This is a genomic window from Bacillus massilinigeriensis (genome assembly GCF_900111815.1).
GTDB classification, from domain to species: Bacteria; Bacillota; Bacilli; order Bacillales; family Cytobacillaceae; genus Mesobacillus_C; species Mesobacillus_C mediterraneensis.
Genome location: NZ_LT630004.1, coordinates 1,693,002 through 1,718,576, shown reverse-complemented (window position 1 = coordinate 1,718,576; position 25,575 = coordinate 1,693,002). Strand labels below are relative to the sequence as shown.

Sequence of the window (25,575 nt, the reverse complement as noted above, 5' to 3'; positions counted from 1 at the left end):
AAATAAAGAAATAAGAACACCGAAATTCTCGGTGTTCTTATTTCTTTATTTTCCTATTGCATTCATGACAAAGCAGGGATATTCCATCATAACATACGTCAATTTGTACATAAGATTCTATTAAAGGTCCTTTTACATATTATAGTGTAAGAGGGGGAAACCAGCATGCGAATACGAAAAAGAAGAGGAAGAAAAGGTCCTTTAACCCTAAATCAAATCTTCATTATCACTTTCATTACCTTCACTGTTTGCACGTTTCAAAGCCTTTGGCTCATAAATAAATTCATCGAACCAGTCCTAATAAGCGTTGCGGAAACAAAAGCGAGACAGTTTGCGGCACTTGCCATTAATGATGCTATTTCAACAGAAATTGCCGGTAACATTGATATGACCGAATTAATCATCATCCATAAGAATAATGGTGCGATAGGTTACAGCTTTAATCCGAAAATATATAATAGGGTTATTTACGATGCTTCAAAAAGGGTGCAGCATAATCTCGATAAGATAGTAGAGACGCTGCCTGAAGAAAAAATTGGTACGAATGATACTAATAATGGAGAGAAGATTGTTTATTATATTCCGCTTGGTATGGCAACGAATAATACGCTGTTTATGAATATGGGTCCCAAAGTCCCTGTGAAGTTTGAAATTCTTGGAAATGTTGTTTCCGATGTAGAGACGAGAATTAAGCAAACAGGGATTAACAACACTTTTCTGGAGATATACGTGAAGGTGGCAGTTCAAATGAATGTTGTAATACCGCTGGTGGAAAAGCAAGTTGAAATATCCAATTCTGTAAAAATAGGGGATCTTTTCCTTCAAGGAGAAGTGCCTCAATATTATAATGGAAACAATAGGGATAAGAGTGATGTCAATCCCATTGTCGTTCCGGAAAGCAACAAAAAAACCCCCGCAAATTAAATGGATGTCGCATTCCTTTTATCATTCTGCTAAAGATCCCGTTGATTTTGCTCGCGTGCAGCAATAGTCAATAGGGGGAGAGAAAAAGGGTGTAAGGAGAAATATAATAAAAAGTCATTCTTTTTTCCATATCGGAAAGAAGAATGACTTATTTGCAGAGTTAAAGAGAACTATCTTTAAATGCATTCATTACCTAGCCGGCTCTCTGTTACCATAGCTTATAGCCTTTTGAACCAATTGGCGCATTTTCAATCATGTCAATGAACGGAATTGTGTAGGCAAAGAGGATCAAAATAACGGTTATACCTAACCATAGCTTCCAATTTTCGAATACCATCGGAGTCTTCTCCGCTTCATCAGCTGCTTCCCCAACAGGGAACTCTTCTTCTCCTTTTGGTGCGAAAAAAGCAAGGTTGATAAAGATGTAAACCATCAGAATGATACCTATGAAAAGAATGGAACCGCCAATTGCTTGTGCAACTTGATAGGGAATCCATTCTGCAGCCTGCGCAGCACCTCCATACTCGGAGAATGAAGAGCGACGAGGAGCCCCAAGCAAACCAGCAGCATGCATGGCACCGGACATAAAGGTCATGCCGGTAGCCCAGAAAACCGCCTGAATAATGGCTAGTTTATTCATTGCCTTAGTTAATGTACGGCCAGTCAAGTGAGGGACAAGCCAGTACGTAATTCCAAAGAAAGTCAGAATAACAGCAGTTGCTAATGTTAAATGGAAGTGCCCTGTTACCCAAATGGTGTTATGGATAACCTGATTAAGCTGATGGGATGCATTAACCATCCCGCCAGCACCGGCAGGAATAAACGAAAGCATGCCGATAAATGGTACTGTAAAACGGGCATCATTCCATGGTAGAACTTTTAGCCAACCAAATAATCCTTTTGCTCCTTTAGAACGGCCGTAAGATTCAAATGTTGCAAATAGCGAGAACGCTGTCATCAATGACGGGATCACAACAAGGAATGTCAGGATTACCTGCAGGAATTTCCAAGCTGGATCAATACCTGGCTCTGTCAACTGATGATGGAATCCAACAGGTATGGAGAAAAGCAAGAAAAGAATAAATGACATTCTTGCAAGGGAATCCGAGAATATTTTGCCACCAATGACTTTCGGTATGACGACATACCAGGCCATATATGCCGGTAAAAGCCAGAAATAAACTAGTGGATGGCCAAAATACCAAAATAGCGTCCTGCTTACCAACACATCGACTCTGTCGACAAGCCCAAGCGACCAAGGCAAAAGTTGCAGGAGAACAGTAGCAGCTACCCCAATAGTAGCAACAATCCAAAGCAATGTATTAACGAGCGACATGAAAGTCAACAGCGGGCTCGGCTGCCCGGGATTGGCTTTTCTCCAAGCAATGTACGCTATGACAATAGCAGCCCCATCAAACCAGCTGCCGACAATGACAAGAGTAAGACCAATGTAATATAGAGCATGCGCTTGCAGTGGTGCATAAAAGGTATAAAGAACAGAAGCTTTGTTCAATAAAATCATTGTTGCAGCCATCAATGTTCCGATGGTCATGAGCCAAAAACCAATCCAAGCGATGGTTCTTTGCCTTTTTGTCAATGTTCCAGCAGTTTTGCTTACAGCAGCAAGCTGGAAGCCCATGATGAAGAAGGTTGTTAGTACGAGCCCTAAAACGACACCGTGGACTGTTAATATTTGATAGTAGCCAATACCCGCAGGAAGTACGAACTTTCCTGACCTGACAAGCGTTTGCAATAGGCCAGCCAAGCCTCCGATTGCTAAGGCAATAAATGCAACGTAAAAGTGGGCCATTGCCAGTTTGCCGTCACGGCGATCCACCATTTTCATGACATTTGATTTCATGCTTCCACCACCTTGATTTTCGATGTCATCATATGATGCCCGGCGCCGCAATACTCATTACAAACGATCAGGAACTCTCCAGCTTTATCGAATGTTGTTTCGAATTCGCTGATAAAGCCCGGCTCAAGCATCATATTAATGTTTGTGCCAGCTACTTCAAATCCGTGAATCACGTCCTTTGTCGTTGCGATCACTTTTACCTTAGCACCTTTTGGTACCTCTATTTCTCCAGGGTTATAATTGAACGCAGATGCCACAAACACCAATTCATAGTCCCAATCTTTGCCTTCCACCTTTTTTAAACCTGGCTTGTTGAAAGGTTTCGTCGTATCCACTTTTTCTGGATTGATTGTAGCTAGGCAGCTTGGAGGCTGATTGCCAAGATAGAAAGCGCTGACTCCTAGGACGGATAGAAAGACAAGCAATGTTGTCAATCCGAAAATAAGCCATATTTTCTCATACTTATGAATATGCATACATTTTCTCCCCTTATTGTTCTTTCTTTAAAAACGGTCCATGAATAGATAGAAGACGCCGACCCATGTAGCAATGAGGAACAAACCGACCATAAATACGGATACCAATGTTCCTTTAAGTGATGATGAATCGTCTGTTTTCGCTTTTGTATTTTTCCGAATGACAGGCTGTGGCATTTCTCTCAACTCCCCTTTTGTAAAAATGACGAAATGAATAATTACAATCTCATCATACAAAATTGCCGATAAACTTCCATAGCGTTTCATTAATTCACAAATTGTTCATTGTTTTTATATTCACTATATTGATAGTGGAAAGTTGATATAACGGTGATTTAAGTCACTTTATCCGAAGAGTAAATTTGTAGATTTTGTGAAATAAAAATTGTGAAGTATTGAACGATAGTGACAAAAGTCTCCTGAAGGACAAAAATTTTATCTAGGTGAGTGGAAATAGAGGGTCCTTCTTTTCCTTCAAAGCACCGATAATATTCCGAATAATTTTTCGTTTTCATTCAAAAATGTTCGGTTTATTTGAGAAAAGATGTTGATACTTTTCGAGAATAACATTATAATATTGATAAAATTAATAGCTGCACTCGTATAATCGCAGGAATATGGCCTGCAAGTCTCTACCGGTCGCCGTAAATGAACCGACTATGAGTGGACAATGGGGAGTTTCTTTTGAGACTTCTGTTTTTCCGTCATCCCGCCCGGGGCCATTGCTTCACTCTTTATTGTAGTGACGCTTGCACCCGGGCTTTTATTATAGATAAAGGAGAAGTGAAGGATGAAAGAATTAGAGCAAAAAATCATTGACTCAGGAAAGGTACTTGGACCGAACGTACTGAAAGTCGATTCTTTTCTGAACCATCAGATAGACCCAGAGCTAATGTTCAAGATAGGGAAAGAATTTGCCTATAGATTCGGCAACAACAAAATAACTAAAATTCTTACAATCGAGTCTTCTGGCATTGCTCCGGCAGTAATGGCAGGCCTTCAAATGAATGTACCAGTCATCTTCGCGAGAAAGAGAAAGTCTCTTACATTGACTGAAAATCTGCTTAGTGCATCTGTCCATTCCTTCACAAAAAATGAAACGAATGAAATTTCTGTTTCCTCTGATTTCCTTCAAAAGGAAGATAATGTGCTGATTATTGACGATTTCCTAGCAAATGGGGAAGCTGCACTCGGACTGGCGAAAATAGTAGAAGAAGCAGGTGCAAGTATCACTGGAATCGGTATTGTCATCGAAAAGGCATTCCAGGAAGGTGGAAATAAGCTGAAAAGAATGGGCTATAGAGTAGAATCACTAGCAAGAATCAGCTCTCTCGAGAACGGAAACGTAAAGTTCCTTACTCAGGAAATTAAGGAGGCAATACAATGAGAGAAAATCCGTTGAAAATAGCTTCACTTGGAATCCAGCATGTTCTCGCTATGTATGCTGGTGCGGTGATTGTACCTCTGATCGTAGGAGGGGCTCTGGGACTTTCGGGAGAAGGACTTACCTATTTAGTATCAATTGATATTCTAATGTGCGGAATTGCCACACTACTTCAAGTATGGAAAAATAGATTTTTCGGCATTGGTCTCCCTGTAATGTTAGGGTGTACGTTCACAGCTGTAGGCCCTATGATTGCCATAGGGAGTGATTATGGAATATCTGCTATTTATGGTGCTATCTTGGCATCAGGAATGTTTGTCCTCTTGATTTCTTCTTTTTTCGGAAAGCTTGTCAAATTCTTTCCGCCTGTAGTTACGGGTTCTGTTGTCACTATTATTGGTATTACGCTTATACCTGTTGCGATGAATAACATGGCAGGTGGGGTGGGGAACCATGACTTCGGGTCGATTACAAATATCTCACTAGCTTTTGGAACGTTGCTTTTTATTATTATTCTGTTCAGATTTTTTACTGGATTCATTCGCTCCATCGCCATTCTGCTCGGACTTGGAGCCGGAACGGCAACAGCAGCAATTCTCGGCAAGGTAAACTTTTCTGCAGTAACAGAGGCATCTTGGTTTCATATAGCGGAGCCATTTTACTTTGGGATGCCTACGTTCGAGGTCACTCCTATTCTTACCATGATACTGGTTGCGGCTGTAAGCCTTGTTGAATCAACAGGAGTCTATTTTGCACTGGGCGATATATGTGACAGAAAACTTTCAGAAAAAGAAATAGCTGCAGGGTACAGGGCGGAAGGGTTGGCGATTCTATTCGGAGGAATTTTCAATGCATTTCCTTATACGACCTACTCTCAAAATGTTGGACTTATCCAGCTCTCTGGGGTGAAAAGCAGAAGCGTTATCTATACTGCTGGAGGATTCCTCGTTCTGCTCGGCTTTATGCCAAAAATTGGCGCAATGACAACCATCATTCCATCCAGCGTTTTAGGAGGAGCAATGGTAGCAATGTTTGGAATGGTTATTTCTTACGGAATCAAAATGCTTAGCAAGGTCGACTTTGCATCACAGGAAAACCTGCTCATTATTGCTTGTTCCGTCGGAATGGGACTTGGTGTAACAGCAGTCCCAGAACTTTTTGCGAAGCTGCCGGAAAATGTTCAAATTTTGACAAGCAATGGTATTGTTGCAGGTAGTCTCACTGCTATTATTCTCAATGTTGTCTTTAACGTGAAACCATTGAAGAGTCCAGCCGTTTCTGCTGCAAAGGAACAGCACGCTTCTTGATAAGATTTTTTTTCATCAAAGGAAACAATACAGTATGACTGCATATAATGAACAAACTGTTGTTTCAGGGAAGTGATGAACATAGAGAGATATTATTGTGAGAAGTGCAGGCGACTTTTTGACAACATGCAGACTTGCGCAAAATGCGGTATCCTTGCAGTCAGAAAAATTACAATAGACGTACAGAATGGTTCCAAACCGCAGTAAGGATGATGAACAATAAGAAGCTGACTCAAAAGGCTAGAGAGATTACCTTTTGAGCCAGCTTTTTTTGTTTGGAATCACCTTGATGGGAGTTTGTCCTATAACGTGTTAGAATGGACGAAAAGCTGCAAAAAGGATTGGTGATGATAACATGTATTTACCTTCGTTTCATTTAGAAGGCAAAACAGCAATAGTTACTGGAGCAGGACGTGGGATTGGCCGCGCGATTGCCATTGGCCTTGCTGAAGCAGGCGCAGATGTGGCTCTGATTTCAAGAACAGAAAAAGACTTAGATGAAACCGCTTCAAAGGTCGAAGCGCTAGGAAGAAAAGCGATGATCGTACCAGCTGATGTGACCCGGAGGGGACATATCCAACATGCTGTCGAACATATAGCACGAGAGTGGGGTGGAATTGACATTCTCATCAACAATGCAGGAATGAATATCAGGACTAAAGCCATGGATGTGACAGATGAGGAATGGCAAACCATCATGGATACAAACCTTAAGTCAGCGTTCATGATGTCTCAAGAAGCAGGCAAAGAAATGCGAAGGGGGGGCAAGGGAGGAAGAATCATAAATATTTCGTCTGTTGCCGGCCATGTTGCATTACGTACAGGAGTTGTCTATGCCGCAACAAAGGCAGCGATGATACAAATGACAAAGGTATTAGCATTGGAGTGGGGCAAATATGGCATAAATATCAATTCTATTGGACCATGGTATTTTCGGACACCACTTACAGAAAAATTGCTGCAGGATGAAAGTTATGTAAATGACATCCTTGCGGTTACTCCTTTGAAAAGGATTGGTGAATTGCCTGAGCTTGTAGGACCAGCAGTTTTTCTTTGCACGGATGCGGGAAGCTATATTACGGGCCAAACACTGTTTGTGGACGGCGGAATGACAATCCAGGGGTTCTGAAGAAATATTTCCTTTTCATATTAATGACAATATTCGTCTATAATAAAAATGCACAGCAACATCTTCAAAACGTCTTGCTTTTCCTTTTTGCGGGAAAGCTTTTTTATTTTTTTTGAAAGGACACTTGTCTTGTTTCACTGCATAGTCTTCGGGTAAATGGAAAAAGTAACCTTAAGATGTTGAAGGAGAGAAACTATGCCAATCATATTGTCTACAGTGGAAGAACATCCGCCATTTTTAGTTGAGCAGGATAAAGTAATGGAGTTTGCCCAGAAGTTATTCTCAGAAAACTTCAAGGATATCAACAGGCTGTTGAAAGTGTTTCAAAATGGGCAAATACAAAAGCGAAGATTTGCAAAAAGTCTTGATTGGTATGAGTGTGAGCATAGCCTTCAAGAAAAAAATGACGCTTTCATTGAGACAGCTGTTCAGTTAGGTGCCAAAGCAATGGAACATTGCCTTTCAAGCAAAGAGTTTTTAACAGAGAAAGTTCCATACAAAGATATTGATGGAATTATCACTGTTACAAGTACGGGAATGAGTACACCGAGCATTGAAGCGAGGATTATGAATATCCTACCTTTTTCAAAGCACACAAAAAGAATTCCCATTTGGGGGTTGGGCTGTGCAGGCGGGGCAGCTGGACTTTCCCGCGCTTATGAATACTGCAAGGCATTTCCTGAAGCAAAAATACTTGTGCTTGCTGTAGAGCTTTGCAGCCTCACTTTTCAGCCTAATGACCGGTCGAAGAGTAATCTTGTCGGGACATCCCTGTTTGCAGACGGCGTGGCGTGCACGCTAGTTTGCGGTGATCAATCGGATTATAAGAAATTCTCCAGGCTTTCTTCCAACCCGCGGATTCTAGATACACATGCTACATTAATGCCAAACGCTCTTGATGTGATGGGCTGGGATGTGAAGGACGGAGGATTGCATGTCGTTTTCTCAAAAAGCATCCCGTCCATTGTTCAGGACTGGCTGAAGCCAAATGTAGAGGAATTCCTTCAAAAAGATGGATTGAAGATAGAGAATATTCATCATTTCATCGCACATCCTGGCGGAAAGAAAGTACTCGATGCATATGTACAAGCACTTGGCTTTGAGGAAGAGAAGATTGAGGTCTCCCTTGATGTTTTAAGGGAACACGGCAACATGTCATCTGCAACGATTCTCTATGTCCTTAGGCGGTTCATGGAGAAAGCATCAGGAGGAGAGTACGGCCTGGCGGCAGCACTAGGGCCGGGATTTAGTTCAGAGTTGCTTCTATTGAGGTGGGAATGATGGTATTTTATCTTTTTATCGGTTTTATTATCTTCCAACGGCTTTCTGAACTTGTAATTGCAAGAAGCAATGAGCAAAAGCTAAAAGCAATGGGAGCCATTGAGGCAGGGCAAGGCCATTACAAGGCAATGGTTCTAATCCATATAGCTTTTCTTCTATCGACAGTTGCAGAAGTGGTTTTCATGGGAAGGGATCTTTCCGCATTTTGGCCATTGCTGATAAGCTTGTTCCTTGCCACCCAAGTTATGAGAGTGTGGGCATTGATGTCACTTGGCCCTTTTTGGAATACAAAAATCATCATCCTGCCAGGTGCCGAAGCAGTGAAAAAAGGACCTTACAAGCTGCTAAAACACCCAAACTATGCAGTGGTAACAGCGGAAATAATGATTATTCCCCTGATGTTTGAAGCATATTTTACTGCATTATTCTTTACCGTAATTAACATCATTATTTTATCCATTAGAATTCATGCAGAGGAAAAGGCACTGAAGGAATGGACAACATATGGAGAAACCTTTAAGGAGAAAAATCGTTTTTTGCCTAATTTGTTAAATAAGTTTGACAATCGTTAGAGACAGGTTGAAAAGGGATATTGATGATGGTAAACTGTTACTTGAGGTTGATATTTATTCTCAATTAAACAAATCTGTCAGCTTGAGGATGGTGTTACCAGAATGGTCTCTCTATTTGTAGTCTCTACAGTCGTTGTATACTGTGCAGTAATGAAGCATGTATTAGGTAATGTACTAAAACCACATTGAAAAAATATATAAATAACCAAATGATGGAACCTGGCTATCTATGCCGGGTTTTTATTTTTTTCAATCCTGTCTGTTACTATAGGAAAATAGCAAAGAATTATTTATAATGAACATATTCACAAAATTGTCACAAGGGGTATGAAAATGGGTCAATCAATAGTAGTAAAACGACCGGAGTTGCTTCAGAAACTTGGAACGCTCCATGATGAATGTTTGAAAAATGAAGATAAGAAAGCGGTTTCTAAAATATTGGAGCTTGGTCGGAAGGTGCAAAGCAAAGAATTTGTCATTGCTTTTTGCGGTCATTTTTCTGCAGGGAAATCCAGTATGATCAACAGGCTTGTCGGTAATGATATTTTGCCGTCAAGTCCTATTCCAACGAGTGCTAACCTCGTCAAAGTCCGAAGCGGAGACGAATATGCAAGGGTTTTCTTTAAAGACGGGAAGCCAAGGCTGTATCCTGCACCATATGATTATGAAGAGGTCAAGCGTCATTGCAGGGACGGAGACAGTATCAGGATGATCGAAATAAGCACTGCTGAAACAGCTTTGCTGAAGGATTGTGTCATCCTGGATACACCAGGAATTGATTCGGCAGATGACGCTCACAGAATCGCTACTGAATCAGCGCTGCATCTGGCGGACTTGGTGTTTTATGTCATGGATTATAACCATGTACAATCCGAGGTGAACTTCATGTTCGCAAAGGATTTGTGTGAGGCAGGCAAAGAACTTTATTTGATTGTCAATCAAATTGATAAGCATAACGAGGGTGAATTAAGATTTAACGAATTTCAGGACAGTGTATTTCAATCATTTGCTGCTTGGGGGGTTCATCCAGAAGGGATTTTTTATACATCATTGAGACAGCCTGAAACATCAGGGAATGATTTTAAAAACCTGCAGCAATTTATTAAAGACAAAATTTCAAATAAAGAGCCCCTTTTAATCCAATCCGTTCATAACGCAGCTGTTAATGTTGCGCTTGAACACTTAGAACAGCTTGATAGAAGGTTGGACGAAGAGCTCTCGCATGCAAGGAAAACTTTGAAGGATTTACCAGAGGCAGAATGGGACGATATTTCGGAGAAACTTCTAACCGTTCAGGAGAGCGTAGGAGAACTGGAGAGAATCAAAGAGAATTCAGAGATTGAGCTTGATACTGCATTGACTGCGATTCTGAAAAACGCGTATTTAATGCCTTATGAAACAAGGGAATTAGCAGAAAACTACCTTGAAAGTATGGAGTCAGGATTTAAAGCAGGGCTCTTTTTTGCAAAGCAAAAAACCCGGGAGGAACGGCAGCGTAGGCTGCAAGCTTTCCATAGTGATTTGATGGAAAAAATTAAGACTCAAATTGAATGGCATATTAAAGAACATATTCAAAAGTGGATGAGAGAGAAAGGAGTCCACGATAATGAACTAACAAACTCGCTTCAGGGTTATGAAATTGTTTTTCCACCAGAACTCTTGGCAGAGACGATAAAAAACGGCGCATCATTATCTGGTGATTATGTTTTGGTTTACACAAATGATGTAGCAGAGGCTGTAAAAAAAGAAGTCAAGAAACAATTTGTGTCCATTAGGCAAAAGCTTGCCAAGCTGGTGTCAGTTGCTGCTGAAAAAGAACTCCATACGTTGCGGGAAGAAGAACATAGATATGAAAATCTGAATGCTGCGTATAAAAAATTAGAAACGTGTTTAGCAGACGTTTCCCTGAAAAAACAGAAAGTGCTGGATGTCATAAATTCCGAGTATACAGGGGAAGTTTCGTTGAATGCCGAGTTGCTTTTTGCCCCAGAGCAATACAATGAAGAAGTGGTTTACAGTCTTTCATTAGAAAATGACAGAGATCATATTTCTCAAAAGGAAAAAGTATCAATGGGAGTGGAAGAAAGTGAAGCCGGAGAGATAGCTAACGATCTTGATGAGTCTCATAAACTAGTTAAAAACACTGTTTGGAAGCTTCGGAACACTGCAAATGGATTAGAGGGACTCCCCGGATTGGAAAAGTTGGCTGCTGAACTTACTCATAAAGCAGAAAGGCTTGAAAACAGAAAATTTACGGTTGCGCTATTTGGGGCTTTCAGCGCAGGAAAGTCATCCTTTGCCAATGCACTTATTGGCGATAAGCTACTCCCTGTATCTCCCAACCCTACTACCGCTACCATTAATAAAATAATGCCAGTAGACGCACTTCACCCCCATGGAACTGTGGTAGTGAAAGCGAAAGAGGAGTCTCAATTACTCGACGAAGTTAACCGTTCTCTCAAACTTTTTGGATCATCTGCATCAAATCTAAAAGATGCCATTATAAAAATTGCCCAACCTGGGTTTCTAACAGGTGAAACCAGACCGGAGGATCGCCTTCATGCCTCCTTCTTAAAAGCTTTTTCTAAAGGATTTAATGATTTTTCTGACTTATTGGGTGAACAGTTTATCCTTGAATTGGAATCTTTTGAAGCGTATGTTGCTGCTGAGGAAAAATCATGCTTTGTGGAATGGATAGAAGTATATTATGACTGCAAGCTTACAAGGGAAGGTATCACGCTTGTTGATACCCCAGGAGCGGATTCGATCAACGCAAGGCATACAGGTGTGGCTTTTGAATATATTAAGAATTCTGATGCCATTTTATTTGTCACTTACTATAATCATGCGTTTTCTCGGGCAGATAGGGAATTTCTTATCCAGCTTGGTCGTGTGAAGGATTCTTTCGAACTTGATAAAATGTTCTTCATAGTAAATGCTGTTGACCTTGCTTCTTCCCAGGAAGAAATGGGTGACGTACTGAGTTATGTGGGAGAGCAGTTAGTGAAGTATGGAATTAGAAAACCTACCTTATTTCCTGTTTCAAGCATTGCAGCATTAAAGGCAAAAATGGAGAATGAAAAAACCGCTGATTCCCGCTTTGTTACATTTGAAAAAGCATTTTATTCATTCATCGCTAATGACCTTGCGAGAGTTGCTATTGATTCAGCAGAGGCTAAGTGGCTGCAAGCCATTGACCAGGTGTCAGAAATGGTTGCATCAGCAAAGGAAAGCAGTGAAAAGAAGCAGAAAAGGATTCAGGAACTGACGAATAAAAGAGAGTTGGCAACTGCTGCCATTCGAGAAGGAAAACCAGACACGCTAATCAAAGCAATGGAACAGGAATTGGAGGAACTTTTATTCTATTTAAAACAACGTGTGTTTTTTCGATTTGGAGAGTTTTTTAAAGAAGCTTTTAATCCTGCAGTATTAAAGGATGGAAGTGATATAAAGAAACAGCTGGATCGTTCTCTAGATGATTTACTGAAGGCAGTCGGATTCGATTTATCCCAGGAATTACGTGCATCAACAGTCAGAATGGATACATTCATCGTGAAGAAAATAGTAGAATACCAGCGGACGATTATGGATCGTATCAGAGAGATTCATCCTTCTCTCTTTATTCCTTATAGGAAGGATTTTCATTCTTACCGGCTTGATTTTGAGGAAGCTTTCAAAGAGTTGGATAGGAAGGGATGCAAAAAGCATTTAACATTATTTAAAAACCCAAAGCATTTCTTTGAAAAGGATGGTAAGAAATTGTTGAGCGAAGCGCTCGAGCAAGCGCTTCAAACTCCGACAGATGAGTATTTACAAACGGAAAATCACCGGGTGAAGAGCATGTATGCTGAAGTATTGCAGACTCACTTCACACGATTAACTGAAGAGATGGAAGAAGAAGTAATCGGATTTTTCACTTCTATTCTAATGGCAATGGAAACTACATTCCCGCTTCATTTGCTTGAAGAAAAGCTTTCCATCATAAAGCAGGACAGTGACGGTGCTGGCGAGTGAGCACGACAAGCCGTTTTCATGCTTGCGCCACCTGCATTCATTTTTCGCCACAGAAGACGGGAGAAGGTATGAGTTATTTCTGTGAAAGACTTGGATTTGCAACAAAACCTCATTATCAATTCCAATGTTGGAACCCTAAGCCGCATATAAAGGAATTAATAAAAAAGGAAGGCGGGAAAGCTGAATGAAACATTTTGTTAACACTCAATGGCTTGCAGAAAGGCTATCCGATCAACATACCAGGATTGTAGACTGCAGGTATTCCTTAGGCGATCCTGAGGCTGGAGTGCGTGCTTTCGAAAACGGTCATATTCCTGGTGCGGTTTTCTTTGATATCGGCAAAGATTTGTCAGGCCCTGTTGGAGTACATGGCGGACGCCATCCTCTTCCAGAGACAGAAGCCTTCAGGAAAACTTTAGAAAAAAACGGCATTCATAATGAAATGACGGTGATTCTTTACGATGCCGGGAGAGAACCTTATGCTGCCAGGTTATGGTGGATGCTAAAGTATGTGGGTCACGGCAATGTCTTTATTCTAAATGGCGGTCTGGATGCTTGGAAGAGCGCTGGTTTTAATGTGGTGAAGAAAATCGAAACTTACCCGAAGATGAGCTATCATATTTCTTTAGATTCATCCATCATTGCCTCTGTTGGGGATGTGAGGAAGGCTGTGCAGAACGAAGAATCAGTTTTAATTGATGCAAGGGAAGAAAAAAGGTATTTGGGAATAGAGGAACCGATTGACAAAAAGGCAGGACATATACCAGGAGCGATCAATATGCCTTGGCTTCAAGGTTACGATGATATTTATTTTAAGGCATCTGAGGAGCAAGTGGAAAGGTTTGCAAAATTGGACAAGAGCCGGCAGATTATTGTTTATTGCGGATCAGGTATTACAGCGACACCTAATATTCTTGCCCTAAAGGAAGCTGGCTTTAAGAATGTAAAGTTATATGCAGGAAGTTTTAGCGATTGGATTTCCTATGAAGATAACCCAGTTTGTAAGAGTAACGAAGAAGAGCAGCTATAACGAAGCTTCCTTCTCGTGTTATAATAGGTAGGCACAAACGAGGAGGAGCTTTTATGAAAGAAAATAAACTCATGCTTGTAGACGGTATGGCGCTGCTGTTTCGAGCTTATTACGCAACTGCTGTGACAGGTCAGTTTATGTTCAATTCAAAAGGGATGCCGACCAATGGTGTTTACGGTTTTGTAAAGCATTTAATTTCAGCCATTGCAGGCTTTCAGCCATCGCATGTAGCTGTTTGTTGGGATATGGGCAGCAAGACATTCAGGAACGATCTTTATCCTCATTATAAAGCCAATAGGAAGGAAGCACCGATTGAACTTATCCCTCAATTTTCATTAGCAAGGGATATAGTCGATGCTTTCGATATACCAAACATAGGTCTGGCAGGGTTTGAGGCAGACGATTGTATCGGGACCATTTCTAGGAATGCCCCCGATTCTACTGCAGTATTGATTCTTACAGGAGATAAAGATATCCTCCAGTTGATTGACCACAGAATTTCTGTCATCCTCCTTCAAAAAGGTTATGGTAACTATACAGTGCATAACAGGGAGTCGCTCTATGAAGAAAAGGGAATATGGCCAGAACAAATGGTAGATTTAAAAGCGTTTATGGGAGATACTAGCGATAATTATCCTGGAGTCCGGGGCATTGGAGAAAAGACTGCCATTAAGCTACTGGAGCAATATGATAATGTTGAGGGTGTTCTTTCAAATCTGGAAGCACTGCCAAAAGGTCAGAGAATGAAAATAAAAAATGATTTGGAGATGCTTCATTTGAGCAGGCAGCTTGCGGCAATCAAGTGTGACGTTCCGGTCGAGTGCAAGATTGAACATGCTGTCTACAATCCTGACAGTGATAAGATTTTACAGAAATTCGCAGAAATAGAGCTAAAGGGCCTTCACCGTATACTTCCGGCAGAAGGTATGTATGCATGATTGCGTACTGTTTAGAAGATCTGACAGACTGTAGACAAACTTGGTGATAACCAGGTTGTTCTACAGTCTTTTATTTTTGCGCTGGTTTGTTTTTTATGGAATTTACATATTAAAGAAAAATGGAATTGTAGTGGAACCTGCTGTAGATATTTTATTGTGTATCTTTGATATATGGGAGATTACCGTAGATAACCCATTTGGAGGAATATTCAACTATTAGTAAGCCGCCTATGTAAGGTTTATTTCACTTAATAGAAGTGAAAAAAAGTATAAGATTCGCGTACGAATCTGAAAATAATAATGAGGTGATAAGATTGAATAATAATGGATTGATGATTGCATTGTCGAGTATAGGCTTAGCTCAAGGATTGAAAATACCGGTACATTATTATAATACTGGTGAGTGGAGACCAAGCAAGTTTTTTGTAACAGGTGGCATGCCAAGTTCCCATTCTGCCGGTGTATCTTCCTTATCAACGTATATCGCATTAGATAAAGGGGTTGGGACGATTGATTTTGCTCTTTCGGTAGTCTTTGGCCTGATTGTAATGTATGATGCTCAAGGTATTCGCAGGCAAACAGGGGAATTGACGTTAAAGGTGAATGATTTGGATGAATTAATTGATAAGATACATGAAGATGATCCCGTTGCTTATGTCGAAAAATCACCTGACCCACTAAAAGAAGTGCTTGGGCATAAACCAGGAGAGGTGGTTGGAGGCGCATTGCTAGGAGCTTTAATTGGGTGGGCTGGATACCAAGTATCAAAAAAATGGTAGAATTTTGTCGTTTATTCTGTTACTATGAAAGGGAGAGTAAAGGCAGAGAGGATTGACCCAGTAGTGCACACATTGGATGATTTTTTGTATACGTTGAAAAGCAAAGGCTTTCAACTAGGGGAAGATGCCATTGGCTTTATTTATTTTGGAAAACATTATACTGGCCAGGGTGACGAGTTAATCAACGCTGCAATAGAAGTGACCCTGAAAGTGCAGAAAACCTTTGATGGAAGTTTTTATCTTTCTTTGCTGGAGACGTTTGCAGCTAATAAAATTACTTCAAAACAAGAAGCACTTCAATATATTAAAGAAAATAGACTTTTTCCATTTTAAACGGAGCTGATATGAGGCAATGCCTCTCGGTCAGCCCCGTTTTTCTGTGAGTGGAGTGCCAATCTTCTAAACTTCTTTAATGTGCCTTGGTGGGAAAAATTTACAATAGAAACCATTAGGACTGTAGTAAGGTTAATTTCAGAACGAAGAAAGTTGCTCCGCATACCATTGCAGCCGGAAGCAAAAAAAATTTGCAGCGTTGGGAAATTTCAATTTTTCTACTGCCTCCCTGGTTCACTCCGATCAATGGCTCTTCTCGCTAGTTCGTCAGCGGATTTGTTCATGGAAGAGGGTACCCATTTTAAGAAAAAGAGGTCAAACTTCTCTGTTAGACAAAGGGCAGATTCCAAGAGGGGTGAAAATAACTTGTTTTTCACATATTCTTTTTCAACAGCTTTGTTTACAAGGTCTGAATCGGTGCGAAGAGATACGGTGCGGTAGCCGTTTTGGTGGCATATCTCAAGTGCTATGATAAAAGCGTGAAATTCAGCTTCGTGATTCGTCATTTCTTTAAGTGGAATAGAGTATCGATGAACCTCCCCATTATCAACTATGAAAATTCCTGCTCCACTAGGGCCGGGATTACCTGCGCTAGCCCCATCAAAATACACTTCGATCAAGGAAATACCTCCCGATAGGGTTTATAATGTTAATAGTTAGTGTAACATAAAACACATGATGCACGGTATAGTATTCTATGCTTGCGTAAGATAGTATATGGACGATTATTTATCACAAGGATGGGATTTCATGAAATATAAACTGCAATGGAACTATAAACGAAAAGGAAAACAGCCTGTAACTTTCTTCACTGATTGGCTGGACGGGGAAACAGCACTTGAAGTTGGAAGTGATATTGAAAAAACACGATCAGCGGAGGCGCTTGATTTCACAGATGAAATGGGAACAACTTGGACTTTGAAAGAAATGAAAAAGCTCCTTGCGGAAACAGAGGAGGAGCCAGCTGACCTGCTTGTTTATTTTGATGGCGGTTATGATAAGGATAGCGGCAGGGCAGGTCTTGGAGCGATCGTCTATTACCGTCAGGGAAAAAAGAAATATCGCTTGAGGGCCAATGAAGTAATTGAAGAAATGGAATCAAATAATGAAGCGGAGTACGCGGCATTTTATTTTGCGATAGGATTGTTGGAAGAGCTTGGGGTTCACAGCATGCCATGTGAATTTAAGGGTGATTCACAGGTTGTACTGAAGCAGTTGGAAGGGGAATGGCCTTGTTACGAAGAATGTTTCAACAATTGGCTTGACAGAATTGAGGCAAAGCTGAAAAAGCTGGCACTCCTTCCTAGATATATAGCAGTGCCGCGGAATGAAAACAAAGAAGCAGACAAACTTGCTGCACAAGCTTTGCAAGGGAAGATCATTAACAGCAAGATGCAAATCATCTAGAAAGCGTGGGATGAGCTTGACGGGAAAAGAGTGGCTTATGGAAGCGGAAGTGTTAATGGGTTATTACTGTACTGACTGCCTGTTGAAGAAGTATCATCGAAAAGAAAAAGGGAAAAGGTTTGCACACCGCTTCTGTATTAGTAGTTGCACAGTTGGCGAAAAGATTAAAGAGTGCGGGAAGAGGATAGGAAGGTGACCAAAACAAAAAAGGCTGGCAATGTGCCAGCCTTGAGTATAGTCGATAGAAAAATTATAGCTTCACGACATTTGCAGCTTGAGGTCCGCGATTTCCTTCGACGATTTCAAAAGATACCTCTTGTCCCTCTTCAAGAGATTTGAAGCCATCTCCTTGGATAGCAGAGAAATGGACGAACACATCGTCTCCGCCTTCAACTTCGATAAATCCAAAGCCCTTTTCGTTGTTGAACCATTTCACTTTACCATTTTGCATGTAAATCTTGCCTCCTAAGCTATCAGGACACGAATGTGCCTATGTTGAGATTATCATTCATCAAAAACATACTTAGCTATAAACTGATGATATATTCTGATAAATGATGTATATAATATACACGAAAACTGCTTGTTCAGTCAATCATTGCAAACACTTTTCAGCGAAAAAAACCCACTAGAGTCAAATTATTCAAAATACAATCAATACAAATTAGGAAAATTCTACTGATAGTATGCCTTTTTCACTATAATTTTAATCTAACAGCAACAATGGAAAGGCTTACAATTTCACGCAATTGTTAGCAATCAAGAAGGATAGGAATAAATTCAGTATCCTTTTCATATCAATGACAATAAACAAAAAAGGGTGGGGTCATGTACAGATTCTCATCGGAAAAGGAAAATTGGATTGTGAGGTTCTCTCCTCAGCTACAAGTGGAAGATTTAGAGAAAGATATGATTGTAAGAACACTCCTTTTGCTCAAGGATAAAATACTTTCCTACTCCCATGGTGACTCGTTTATCATTAAGGACCAAGGAAATGGAATTGTCGTTTTTCAAGTAGAGAGAATTCCATCCTTCATTATAACAGTCACAGCAATTGTTCCACAGGATAAATGGTTTGTACAGGATGCCCATGGGACGAGGAAAATGAAATGATAGTGAAGACCGGCTTGTTTTTAGGCTGGAGCTTCACTTTTTGTTTTATCATGTCGAATTATTTTCTTCCTCGATGGTACTGTTTCAAAAATGTTCCGGAAGGAGTAAAATAATAAATTGGGATAATAGCAAACTTAAAATGGAGGAGGATAAAATGAAACTGATCATTGCAGAAAAACCTGATCAGGGAAGAACGCTTGCCTCTGTATTTGGGATGAAAAAGCGGGAAGGCTTCCTAGAAATTCTTCCAAACAACACCTTCCCTGATGGTGCATATGTTACTTGGGCAGTTGGACATCTAACTGAGCTTGCGTCACCTGAAAAGTATAATGCATCATGGAAAAAGTGGTCTCTTGACAGCCTCCCCCTCATTCCTTCTAAATTTCAATATGAAGTGGTAAAAGGAAAAGCGAAGCAGTACACGATCATTAAAAAGTTAGCAAGCGATTCAAGTGTCGATGAAATCATTCATGCTGGTGATGCCGGAAGAGAAGGCGAACTGATTATCCGCAATATTCTCCGTCTTACAGGATGCAAAAAGCCGATGAAACGGTTATGGATTTCCTCTCTTACACCAAAAGCAATTAAAGAAGGGTTCCAAAATCTTTTGAAAGAAAATGAAACAAGGAATCTCTATTTTGAAGCATACACAAGAGCTTGCGCAGACTGGGTGGTAGGAATGAATGCTTCCAGACTCTATACGATCCTGCTTAAAAACAAAGGTTTTGCAGATGTTTTTTCCGTAGGACGTGTTCAGACGCCTACTCTGGCATTAATTGTAAAGAGGGAAATGGAAATAGAAAATTTTGTTTCCGAACCTTTTTGGGAAGTGGAAGCGAAATTCAAAATAAAAGGAAAAGGGTATACAGGCAAGTGGGAAAAAGAAGGTGAATCTCGAATTAAGACGGAAGAGCTTGCAAAAAAAATTGCTGTATTCTGCACAGATAAACCAGCGGAAGTTTCCAATATAAAAGCCGAAAAGAAAGAATTTTTGCCGCCACTTTTCTATAATCTATCTGCACTGCAGGCAGAAGCGAACAGACGGTTTAAATTTCCTCCCAAAAAAACCCTCGATGTGCTTCAAGGTCTATATCAGCGTGGATTCGTCTCCTATCCCAGGTCAGACTCCCGTCATGTGACACCAGGGGAAGCGGCAATGTTTCCTGCTATATTGGAAAAGTTACAACAACAATCACAATATAAAGAATTTTTTCCGCTTCCTATTCAGTCAATTAACCATAATAAACGTTATGTTAACGAAAAGAAAGTAACAGATCACTATGCAATCATTCCTACAGAACAGGTTCCCAATGTGGACAAACTCTCAGGAGATGAAAGGAAGCTTTACGATTTGCTTGCACGAACTTTGATTGCCGCGCATTTTGGTAAGTCTGTAATAGAGTTTACCACCATCACAACGCTTGTTGATCAACGAGCTGAGTTCATCTCAAAGGGAAAAGTGATGGTAAAGGAAGGCTGGAAAAAGGTGCTTCCACAGAAAGATAGTGATAAAGAAGAGATACTTCCTCAATTGGAAAAAGGAGAACATGGAACAACAGTTAAAGTTAATACAAGGGAAAGCAAGACACAGCCGCCAAAACGCTATACAGAAGGGCAGCTAATTACGCTGATGAAAACAGCTGGAAAACACGTGGAAGATAAGGATTTGGAAAAGGTTTTGATGAAAACCGAGGGCCTTGGAACGGAGGCGACGCGTGCAGGAATTATCACAATGCTGAAAGATCGAAATTATATAGAGATTCGGAAGAACCTTGTGTATGCCACTGCAAAAGCGAAAATACTTGTACAGTCATTAGGCACGGTGATACTGGCAAGCCCTGGCATGACGGCGAAATGGGAACAGCGTCTTAAAGAAATTGGCGAAGGGCAGGCATCTCCTAAACAATTCATGGACGCAACAAAGAAAATGGTGGGTCATCTTGTAGCGGAAACCGTTAAAGAAGCAGAAGCTTGGAGTTTCGATGAAACTGTCTCAAATTCTTTTGTTCCTGGAAAAAGGAAGGGGAAAAGCGGGATAAGGGCTATTGGTACTTGCAAAAAATGCGGCGGTAAAATCATTGATAAGGGTAGCTTCTATGGCTGCTCCAATTATGTAAAGAATCAATGTAGCTTTACGATTTCCAAAAAAATTCTGGGCGTTAGCATGAACCAAAAAATTTTAAAAGAGCTTCTCTCAAAAGGTGAGACAGAAGTGATGGAATTTAAAGGAAAAGACGGCAATTCGTTCACTGCCAAGCTCGCATGGAGTGAGGAAGAGCAGAAATTTAAGTTTCTCCATGCTGTGCGTTAGGATTGTCTTTAAAAGCAATGTTGTACGGTATGTTTTTCTATAGTACACTTTATTTGTCGATTGAAAGGATAATGGAGGTTTAGGGATGCCGACACCAAGTATGGAAGATTATATCGAACAGATTTACATATTGATTGAAGAAAAAGGATATGCGAGAGTCTCGGATATTGCCGATGCTCTGTCTGTCCATCCCTCCTCAGTCACAAAAATGGTTCAGAAACTAGACAAAGATGAATATCTTGTTTATGAAAAATACCGCGGTTTAATGCTGACTCCTAAAGGGAAAAAAACGGGTAAGCGCCTCGTATATAGGCACGAACTACTCGAACAGCTTCTTCGTTTTATTGGTGTGAAAGAGGAAAATATCTACAGAGATGTCGAAGGTATCGAGCATCACTTAAGCTGGGATGCGATAGACCGTATTGGGGATTTAATACAGTTTTTTGAAGAAGATAAAAGCAGAATCGATGCCCTTAGGGAAGTACAGCGTCAGAGCAATGAATAGGACAGGAAGGCACCTTAAGAAAGGTGCTTTTTCTGTTAGAAAAAGGTTATTTCCGGTCTTTGTCGAAGATAGTAGGGAAAATGGATACATAGGGGGTATACTATTTGAAGTTTGAATGGCAAAAAGAATCTGAACGAAAATGGGATGGAATGGCAAAATCATGGAATTCACGAAGCAGGGAAATGTGGGAATCAGGAAGCAGAAAGGACATTGTTCCTTTTTTCATGAAATATGTTAAGCCGGGATCTCAAGTTGCCGATTTGGGTTGCGGAGACGGATACGGTTCTTTTAAACTACACCAATTAGGATATCTTGTTACAGGTGTAGATGTTTCAGAAGAAATGATTGCATACGCCAGGGGAAGATTAGGCGAGGAAGGGCCTCGTTTTATCAAGGCGGATATTGCGAAAACAGATTTTGCTGCGGAGAGTTTCGATGCAATGATAGCGATAAATAGCCTTGAATGGACAGAAGCGCCAATAAAGGCAATAGAGGAAATGTACAGAATAACAAAATCTGGCGGGCAGGCGGTAATCGGAATACTAGGACCGACGTCCGCTCCTAGGGAACATAGCTATGCTCGGCTGCATGGGGAGAAGGTTGTCTGCAACACAATGATGCCATGGGAATTTGAGAAGTTAGCCGCGGAGTGTGGATGGAAGAAAAAAGCGGAAACTGGCGTCTATAAACAGGCTGCTGAAAATTTGCCGCACGGAGCGATGCCGTTGGAACTGAAGCAGGCTGTATCCTTTATGTGGGTATTTTTGCTGCAGAAATGAATATAAGTTAAAAACCCGGCTGTCTCGTATTGAGACAGCCGGGTTTTGATAATTAGCGCCATTCAAATGGAGTAGCCTGATAAACATAGTAATTTAGCCAATTGGAAAAGAATAGGTGAGCATGGGAACGCCACCTATTGACTGGTGGTCTTCCTGGATTATCTTCCGGAAAATAGTGCTCAGGCAAATGAATGGAAAGACCTTTTTCCGTATCCCTCGCATATTCCTGAGCCAAGGTATCTGTTTCGTATTCCAAATGCCCTGTAACCATGATTTGCTTTCCATCCTGTGAAGAGATGATAAAAGCACCAGCTTCGGGGGAATAAGCTAAAAGCAGCAGGTCAGGATTTTCCTGGATTTTGTGTTCAGGAACATCTGTATATCTCGAGTGTGGGGCAAAAAAGATATCATCAAATCCCTGCATTAACTTTTCTTTCCTATCCAGCACGTGATGGGAATAAACCCCAAGACATTTCCTTGGAAGCTCCATTTTTCCGATACCAAAATGATGGTATAGTGCTGCTTGAGCTCCCCAGCAAATATGCAGTGTAGACGTTACATTGGTACACGACCAATCAAGGATTTCTTTCAATTCATCCCAATACTGTACCTGTTCGAAATCCATGAGTTCCACAGGGGCCCCCGTTATGATCATTCCATCGAATTTCCTGTCGCGTATTTTTTCAAAAGTACAATAAAACTGATCTAAGTGAAATTTGCTCGTGTGCCTTGGAATGTAAGTCGCTGTTTTTAGAAACGTAATATCGACCTGGAGTGGTGTATTTCCTAGAAGGCGGAGAAGCTGCGCTTCGGCTTTTTCCTTCTCGGGCATCAAATTTAGAATTAGGATGTTCAATGGCCTTATATCTTGTTGTTGTGCCCTGTCCTGATCCATAACAAAAATATTTTCTTCTTCAAGAATGCTTCTTGCTGGCAAAAGCTTAGGGATATTGATTGGCATGACAGCTGCCTCCTTCCGATTATTTTTTTCAATAAAGTTAATTATAAGCATGATGAAAGATTGAGGCAATTCTATATTTGAGAATTTTTCGATAATAGCAAAACTAGCGCGTAAACGAGTCTCCTGATGGTACAATAACTATGTACAAAATTGCGGAGTAAAGAAGCGGGGGAAGAGAGATGGAAACTGGGACAAAGATCAAGTCTGATTTGGAAATTGCACGAGAGAGTGCGATGAAGCCAATTCTAGATGTAGCTGCGGGAATCGGCCTTTCACCGGACGATCTCGAAATGTATGGAAAATATAAAGCAAAAATATCGTTTGAAACATTGAAAAAACTAGAATTCAATAAAGATGGAAAAGTAATTCTCGTTACTGCAATCAGTCCTACACCCGCAGGAGAAGGGAAATCTACAGTCACTGTAGGGCTTGCGGACGCGCTTAACAAGGCAGGAAAGAAAACGATGGTCGCGCTCCGAGAACCATCATTGGGTCCAACTATGGGAATAAAGGGTGGCGCGACCGGTGGAGGTTATGCCCAAGTACTTCCAATGGAAGATATCAACCTTCATTTCACCGGCGATCTTCATGCTATTACTGCTGCCAATAATGCACTTGCTGCACTGATTGATAACCATCTACAACAGGGAAACGAATTAAAAATTGATCAAAGGAGAATCGTTTGGAAAAGAGCTCTTGATATGAATGACCGTGCTTTGAGAAAAGTGGTTATTGGTCTTGGCGGCCCTGTCCAAGGGATTCCGAGGGAAGATGGGTTCGATATTACGGTAGCATCGGAAATCATGGCTGTCCTTTGTCTTGCCTCCGATTTGCAGGATTTGAAAAAGAGGCTTGCGCGCATGGTTATCGCCTATGATGTAAATAGAAATCCTGTCACGGTCAAGGATTTAGGGGCTCAGGGCGCGCTTGCATTGCTTTTGCGTGATGCAGCAAAGCCGAATCTTGTCCAGACAATTGAACATACTCCGGCACTTATCCACGGTGGTCCATTTGCCAACATTGCTCATGGCTGCAATAGTGTGATCGCTACAAAGGCTGCTTGTAAGCTTGCGGATTATGTCGTGACAGAAGCAGGCTTTGGGGCAGATTTAGGCGCAGAGAAGTTTCTTGATATTAAAGCTCGCACTGCTGGTATCGATCCTTCCGCCGTTGTTATTGTTGCAACAATCAGAGCGCTGAAGATGCATGGCGGTGTCCTAAAAAACAACTTATCTCAGGAAAATGTTGACGCATTGAAAAAGGGTTTTGCCAATCTGAAGAAGCATACGGAAACGATTGCTGCATTTGGCCTTCCTTTTGTCATTGCGATAAATAGCTTTATTCATGATACCGAAAGGGAAACTGAAACTCTTCTCACTCTCTGCAAAGATAACGATATACCTGCAGCTATTACAAATGTTTGGGGAAAAGGCGGGGAAGGCGGTCAGGAGCTTGCACAGCTGGTCTTGAAAGCAATCGAAACCAAAAATGAAAAATATACACCGATTTATGACCTTTCCGATTCGTTGGAAGAAAAAATCCTTGCGATTGCTGCAAAGGTGTATGGCGCAGAAGGTGTGGAATTTTTACCGAAGGCTAGAAAGCAGCTCGATGAATTTGAGAAGCATGGCTGGAGCCTCCTTCCTGTATGCATGGCAAAAACCCAATATTCTCTATCGGATGACCCTTTAAAGCTTGGTCGGCCAGAAGGCTTCACAATCACGGTCAGGGAATTAAAACCTTCTATTGGCGCAGGGTTCATCGTAGCTTTGACCGGTGATGTAATGACAATGCCGGGCCTTCCGAAACAGCCGGCAGCGTTAAAAATGGACATTGATGAAAAAGGGAATGCAACAGGGTTGTTTTAAGGTGCCCATGGGCCAGCTATTAACATGCTGGCCCTTGTTGATAAAAAATGGAAGGGTGGTGTTGAAATGTTTGATCCCACTGCCTTCGAGAATATTAAAGTGGTTGTTGAAGGGGCTTTATATGACAGGGACCTTGAAGGAGAAATACTCATCACAAACCGCGATGACCTCATGAATCTTTCCAAAATGTCAAGGGAGTTTTCTGTTAGCTTTTTGCTAAGGAACGCAGTTGCAAAAGGAACAAAAGCTTCTATTTCTATTTCATCTTCATTGGAAAATTTGGCTGCTGAGCTTCTTGATAAAGGAAAGCGTTACCATGCTGGCTGTACCGTAAAGATTTCTTTTGATTTCTCCACAAAGTACGATATTGACACCCTTCTGAAAGTTAGAGAAATATTGACAAATATTTGGGGAGAAGAGAGAACGGTTAGCTTAGTTGCTACGATTAATCCATTTAGTCAAAGTGAAAATGCCGATATCTCGGTTGATGTTTCTTTTAACAGACTTGTCCTTGAAGACCACATAGAAGATTTGGCCAACATGGTGGATTACATGACGGCTTCGCTTGATCAACTACAAAAGATATTGGGATAGGGAAAGGGG

25 protein-coding genes and 1 riboswitch are annotated in these 25,575 nt (G+C 41.0%); of the genes, 19 read left to right on the top strand and 6 right to left on the bottom strand.

From position 1 onward, the window contains the following. Window positions 1-165 precede the first annotated feature (165 nt). The gene (gene yunB / locus BQ5796_RS08990; protein ID WP_071459923.1) at window positions 166-924 is read left to right on the top strand and encodes a sporulation protein YunB; all 759 of its coding nucleotides are present in this window, start codon (window positions 166-168) and stop codon (window positions 922-924) included. 208 nt (window positions 925-1,132) lie between these two features. Here the strand turns inward: yunB and BQ5796_RS08985 are convergent, their stop codons facing one another. The 3 genes from BQ5796_RS08985 to BQ5796_RS08975 are packed head-to-tail and all read right to left on the bottom strand — an operon-like array spanning window position 1,133 to window position 3,438. Further along, a complete protein-coding gene (locus tag BQ5796_RS08985) occupies window positions 1,133-2,785 on the bottom strand; it encodes a b(o/a)3-type cytochrome-c oxidase subunit 1 (protein ID WP_071459922.1) in 1,653 nt (550 codons plus the stop codon). After that, window positions 2,782-3,261, bottom strand: coding sequence for a cytochrome c oxidase subunit II (locus tag BQ5796_RS08980; protein ID WP_071459921.1), 480 nt, complete (start codon window positions 3,259-3,261; stop codon window positions 2,782-2,784). The genes BQ5796_RS08985 and BQ5796_RS08980 overlap by 4 nt, the downstream gene beginning before the upstream one ends. Before the next feature lie 27 nt (window positions 3,262-3,288). Next, window positions 3,289-3,438: a subunit I/II of b(o/a)3-type cytochrome C oxidase gene (locus BQ5796_RS08975; RefSeq protein ID WP_071461230.1), complete on the bottom strand. Its 150-nt coding sequence runs from the start codon at window positions 3,436-3,438 to the stop codon at window positions 3,289-3,291. A 402-nt stretch (window positions 3,439-3,840) separates the two neighbouring features. After that, a riboswitch (purine riboswitch) is annotated at window positions 3,841-3,941 on the top strand. A gap of 110 nt (window positions 3,942-4,051) precedes the next feature. Here BQ5796_RS08975 and BQ5796_RS08970 point away from each other — a divergent pair. The 10 genes from BQ5796_RS08970 (at window position 4,052) to BQ5796_RS08920 (ending at window position 16,028) form a co-directional block, all read left to right on the top strand. Further along, window positions 4,052-4,648 (top strand): xanthine phosphoribosyltransferase, encoded by a 597-nt coding sequence (locus tag BQ5796_RS08970; RefSeq protein ID WP_071459920.1) that lies wholly within the window; start codon window positions 4,052-4,054, stop codon window positions 4,646-4,648. Next, window positions 4,645-5,952: a nucleobase:cation symporter-2 family protein gene (locus BQ5796_RS08965; protein ID WP_071459919.1), complete on the top strand. Its 1,308-nt coding sequence runs from the start codon at window positions 4,645-4,647 to the stop codon at window positions 5,950-5,952. The genes BQ5796_RS08970 and BQ5796_RS08965 overlap by 4 nt, the downstream gene beginning before the upstream one ends. Before the next feature lie 355 nt (window positions 5,953-6,307). After that, a complete protein-coding gene (locus BQ5796_RS08960) occupies window positions 6,308-7,081 on the top strand; it encodes an SDR family NAD(P)-dependent oxidoreductase (RefSeq protein WP_071459918.1) in 774 nt (257 codons plus the stop codon). Between the two features lie 195 nt (window positions 7,082-7,276). Further along, window positions 7,277-8,362 carry a type III polyketide synthase gene (locus tag BQ5796_RS08955; protein WP_071459917.1) on the top strand — a complete coding sequence of 362 codons (1,086 nt, stop codon included), beginning with the start codon at window positions 7,277-7,279 and terminating at the stop codon, window positions 8,360-8,362. Continuing rightward, window positions 8,359-8,934 (top strand): isoprenylcysteine carboxyl methyltransferase family protein, encoded by a 576-nt coding sequence (locus BQ5796_RS08950; protein WP_346190289.1) that lies wholly within the window; start codon window positions 8,359-8,361, stop codon window positions 8,932-8,934. Before BQ5796_RS08955 ends, BQ5796_RS08950 begins: the two co-directional genes overlap by 4 nt. Before the next feature lie 333 nt (window positions 8,935-9,267). Continuing rightward, window positions 9,268-12,948 (top strand): dynamin family protein, encoded by a 3,681-nt coding sequence (locus BQ5796_RS08945; RefSeq protein WP_159430994.1) that lies wholly within the window; start codon window positions 9,268-9,270, stop codon window positions 12,946-12,948. A 184-nt stretch (window positions 12,949-13,132) separates the two neighbouring features. Next, window positions 13,133-13,978: a sulfurtransferase gene (locus BQ5796_RS08935; protein ID WP_071459913.1), complete on the top strand. Its 846-nt coding sequence runs from the start codon at window positions 13,133-13,135 to the stop codon at window positions 13,976-13,978. A 53-nt stretch (window positions 13,979-14,031) separates the two neighbouring features. Beyond that, on the top strand, window positions 14,032-14,916 hold the full coding sequence (locus BQ5796_RS08930) for a 5'-3' exonuclease (protein ID WP_071459912.1): 885 nt from the start codon (window positions 14,032-14,034) through the stop codon (window positions 14,914-14,916). A 314-nt stretch (window positions 14,917-15,230) separates the two neighbouring features. After that, complete coding sequence (locus BQ5796_RS08925; protein ID WP_282956856.1) at window positions 15,231-15,695, top strand: divergent PAP2 family protein; 465 nt, start codon at window positions 15,231-15,233, stop codon at window positions 15,693-15,695. Window positions 15,696-15,758: 63 nt separating this feature from the next. Next, complete coding sequence (locus tag BQ5796_RS08920; RefSeq protein WP_071459911.1) at window positions 15,759-16,028, top strand: DUF6123 family protein; 270 nt, start codon at window positions 15,759-15,761, stop codon at window positions 16,026-16,028. 218 nt (window positions 16,029-16,246) lie between these two features. On the opposite strand, the gene BQ5796_RS08915 is transcribed toward BQ5796_RS08920, so the two are convergent. Next, window positions 16,247-16,648 carry a reverse transcriptase-like protein gene (locus BQ5796_RS08915; protein ID WP_071459910.1) on the bottom strand — a complete coding sequence of 134 codons (402 nt, stop codon included), beginning with the start codon at window positions 16,646-16,648 and terminating at the stop codon, window positions 16,247-16,249. 130 nt (window positions 16,649-16,778) lie between these two features. On the opposite strand from BQ5796_RS08915, the gene BQ5796_RS08910 reads away from it, so the two are divergent. Together BQ5796_RS08910 and BQ5796_RS17375 are read left to right on the top strand one after the other, a co-directional pair. Further along, window positions 16,779-17,435, top strand: coding sequence for a reverse transcriptase-like protein (locus BQ5796_RS08910; RefSeq protein WP_071459909.1), 657 nt, complete (start codon window positions 16,779-16,781; stop codon window positions 17,433-17,435). Window positions 17,436-17,445: 10 nt separating this feature from the next. After that, on the top strand, window positions 17,446-17,631 hold the full coding sequence (locus BQ5796_RS17375) for a zinc-finger domain-containing protein (protein WP_083413083.1): 186 nt from the start codon (window positions 17,446-17,448) through the stop codon (window positions 17,629-17,631). A gap of 54 nt (window positions 17,632-17,685) precedes the next feature. Here the strand turns inward: BQ5796_RS17375 and cspD are convergent, their stop codons facing one another. Beyond that, window positions 17,686-17,886: a cold-shock protein CspD gene (gene cspD, locus BQ5796_RS08905; RefSeq protein ID WP_071459908.1), complete on the bottom strand. Its 201-nt coding sequence runs from the start codon at window positions 17,884-17,886 to the stop codon at window positions 17,686-17,688. Window positions 17,887-18,263: 377 nt separating this feature from the next. Between cspD and BQ5796_RS08900 the strand changes: the two genes are divergently transcribed. The 4 genes from BQ5796_RS08900 to BQ5796_RS08885 all read left to right on the top strand — a co-directional run bounded on the left by BQ5796_RS08900 (window position 18,264) and on the right by BQ5796_RS08885 (window position 22,143). Beyond that, entirely contained in the window at window positions 18,264-18,548 is a 285-nt protein-coding gene (locus BQ5796_RS08900) for a hypothetical protein (RefSeq protein ID WP_071459907.1), read from the top strand. Between the two features lie 154 nt (window positions 18,549-18,702). After that, window positions 18,703-20,859, top strand: coding sequence for a DNA topoisomerase III (locus tag BQ5796_RS08895; protein ID WP_071459906.1), 2,157 nt, complete (start codon window positions 18,703-18,705; stop codon window positions 20,857-20,859). An 85-nt stretch (window positions 20,860-20,944) separates the two neighbouring features. Next, window positions 20,945-21,364, top strand: coding sequence for a transcriptional regulator MntR (gene mntR / locus BQ5796_RS08890; protein ID WP_071459905.1), 420 nt, complete (start codon window positions 20,945-20,947; stop codon window positions 21,362-21,364). 149 nt (window positions 21,365-21,513) lie between these two features. Next, window positions 21,514-22,143 (top strand): class I SAM-dependent methyltransferase, encoded by a 630-nt coding sequence (locus BQ5796_RS08885; protein WP_071461228.1) that lies wholly within the window; start codon window positions 21,514-21,516, stop codon window positions 22,141-22,143. 52 nt (window positions 22,144-22,195) lie between these two features. On the opposite strand, the gene metA is transcribed toward BQ5796_RS08885, so the two are convergent. After that, the gene (metA, locus tag BQ5796_RS08880) at window positions 22,196-23,104 is read right to left on the bottom strand and encodes a homoserine O-acetyltransferase MetA (RefSeq protein ID WP_071459904.1); all 909 of its coding nucleotides are present in this window, start codon (window positions 23,102-23,104) and stop codon (window positions 22,196-22,198) included. A gap of 179 nt (window positions 23,105-23,283) precedes the next feature. Here metA and BQ5796_RS08875 point away from each other — a divergent pair, with 179 nt between their 5' ends. Together BQ5796_RS08875 and BQ5796_RS08870 are read left to right on the top strand one after the other, a co-directional pair. After that, the gene (locus BQ5796_RS08875) at window positions 23,284-24,972 is read left to right on the top strand and encodes a formate--tetrahydrofolate ligase (RefSeq protein WP_071459903.1); all 1,689 of its coding nucleotides are present in this window, start codon (window positions 23,284-23,286) and stop codon (window positions 24,970-24,972) included. 66 nt (window positions 24,973-25,038) lie between these two features. Beyond that, window positions 25,039-25,566, top strand: coding sequence for a hypothetical protein (locus BQ5796_RS08870; protein WP_071461227.1), 528 nt, complete (start codon window positions 25,039-25,041; stop codon window positions 25,564-25,566). The last annotated feature ends 9 nt before the right edge of the window (window positions 25,567-25,575 follow it).